Here is a 2575-nt window from a genome sequence, read left to right on the forward strand (position 1 = left end):
TCCAGCAACTGGATACCTTCGTTGATCAGCATGAAAATGCAACGATCATGGATTTCCTGATCATCAACGGAACGTCGGGGGACTTCCAGCTCGTCGGCAAGGCGCTCCGCCAGCACCAACACCTCGTCGTCCTCCTTACAGTTGCGGCCCTCATAAAGGTAGAAGCCCCGCCCGGTTTTCTGGCCGTATCGCCCTAGGGCATAGAGTTCCTCTCCAAGGCGGCAGTAGCTTTCGTCATGGGCAATGGCGGCCCGATTCGAATCGCGTATCAGGAAACTCACATCGATACCGGCAAGGTCCAGCATGCTGAATATGCCCATATTCAGGTCCAGGCCGGTGAGCACACCGTCTACCTGCGCCGGTGTCGCCCCCTCCAACACCAGGCGATGGGCTTCGCGGGAATAAGGCTCGAGCATGCGGTTGCCGATGAAACCAAAGCAGACGCCGGAGAGCACCGGGAGCTTGCCGATATGCTTGGCGATCTTCATGGTGGTTGCCAGTACATCCGGTGAGGTGGCCTTACCGCGTACTACTTCCAGCAGGCGCATGACATTGGCTGGACTGAAGAAGTGCAGACCGATCACGTCCTGCGGGCGGGAGACGGTGGCCGCAATGGCGTCGACATCGAGTGACGAGGTGTTGGTGGCGAGGATGGCACCTGGCTTACACACCTTTTCAAGAGTGCGGAATACCTGCTGCTTGATTTCCATCCGCTCGAACACCGCTTCGATCACCAAGTCGGCATCGGCCAAATCGTTGTAGTCAAGGGTGCCGAATAGCAGGTCCATGCGCTGCTCCAGTTGTTCGGCGGTCATCTTTCCGCGCTTGACGCTGATCTCGTAGTTTTTGCGGATCTGCATCAGGCCGTTGTCCAGCGCCTCCCCCTTGAGCTCAAGCAGCGCTACAGGGATACCGGCGTTGGCGAAGTTCATGGCAATGCCACCGCCCATGGTGCCAGCTCCGATTACCGCGACCTTCTCGACCTTGCGCAGCGCAATGTCCGACCCGATACCTGGAATGCGTCCAGCCTCGCGCTCAGCGAAGAACACATGGCGCAGCGCCTCGGACTGGCGGGAAGCTTCGGCCTGCTTGAATAACGCCAGTTCTCGGGCGAGCCCCTCCTCCAGCGGCAGCAGGCAGGCCGCCTCCAGCGCAGAGAGCACCAGGCGCGGGGCCAAGCGACTTTTCCAGCGCGGTTCATGCTCGGCGCGGTAGCGGGCGAGGAAATCAGCCGGCAGGTCCTCGGCCGGTTCCGGCCAAGCCTCTGCCGGCCGCGCCGGGGCGCAGCAGTCGATCAGCTCGTCAGCATAAGCGCGCGCCTCATCCAGCAGTTGCTCGGCGCCGGTAGCTAGGCGGTCGAGGATGCCCAGCATGCGAGCGCGCTCGGCGTCGATCTGTTGACCTGAAAGAATCAGATTCAGCGCCGATTCAGCGCCGATCAACCTTGGCAGGCGTTGGGTCCCGCCAGCGCCTGGCAACAGACCCAAGTTTATTTCCGATAAGCCCACTCGAGTGCCTGGCTCACCAATCCGGTATCCACAGGCCAGAGCCAGCTCCAGGCCGCCACCCAGGGCCAGCTTGCCTATAGCGGCAACGAGAGGTTTGTGGATCTGGGTCAAGCGAACCAGCGTGCTGGGCAGGTCCGGCTCGGCGAAGGAGGCATCGGTGCCGAATTCGGTGATATCGGCGCCGGCACTAAACATACCGTGCTCGCCGTAGAGAATGATGGCCTCCACCCTATCGTCAGCGGCTGCGCGCTCGCAAGCGTCGATGATAGCGGCGCGCAGAGGCTGGCCGAGTGCATTTACCGGTGGACGGGCCAGGCCTATCAGGGCCAGACCGTCTTCGAGACGATAGTGGATGAGGTCGCTCATTAGGGGATCCTTATGTTGCTGCACGACTGCTTTTACGCCGGGCACGCGGGAGTACGCTCGTTGGCCGCGGTTCGTCAAAAATGCCTGAAGACTTCTTCGATGCTGATGATTGGATAATTCGGGTGAGCGTTGGAGACGCGACTCGAAACCGCTGATCCAAAGGCGTAGATAGCCCCCGAAACCAGTATCGCGGTCATGGTTACAGTCAGGCAGGAGAGCAGGAATCGGCGCATCGGAAACCTCCGTCATTTGGCGGGAGCCAAATGCAGTGTCTTTTGTTATTGAGGGTTTCGATTCTGGATAACGGTCGATGCAAAAGCTTGGCAGATCACGCCATGTATTTTGCAGTTCATGACATTCAAACGCTTCAGAACCTGGCCAAATTTGAAAGCCGAGACCTGAGCAAATAATGTCTCAGATGAAGTAATTTGCTCATGTTCTGTGTTTTTCGTTGCAGTGATGAGCTTTTCCTGCACAATTCCCGGCGTTGAAATTCGATCCGAGACCGACTGATGTCCCTGACTCCGCAAGACGAAAGACTCATCAAGGCGCTGGCCCTGGCGATCGTTGATCGCCCGCGGGCGACGCTCAAGGAACTGGCTGAAGCTGCTGGCGTGAGCAAAGCTACGCTGCATCGCTTTTGCGGCACCCGTGACAACCTGGTGCAGATGATGGAGAGCCACGGTGAGACGGTGCTGAAC

2 protein-coding genes are annotated in these 2575 nt (G+C 59.1%); one reads left to right on the forward strand and one right to left on the reverse strand.

What is annotated here, in order from left to right; genetic code table 11:
- Positions 1-1874 (reverse strand): 3-hydroxyacyl-CoA dehydrogenase NAD-binding domain-containing protein (locus ACXRVY_RS23670; protein WP_458238392.1); only part of this gene is annotated, 1874 nt, incomplete at its 3' end.
- Positions 1875-2386: 512 nt separating this feature from the next.
- Between ACXRVY_RS23670 and ACXRVY_RS23675 the strand changes: the two genes are divergently transcribed.
- A partial coding sequence (locus tag ACXRVY_RS23675) for a helix-turn-helix domain-containing protein (RefSeq protein WP_458238391.1) occupies positions 2387-2575 on the forward strand: 189 nt, incomplete at its 3' end.

Source organism: Pseudomonas sp. P5_A2_2 (assembly GCF_054177685.1).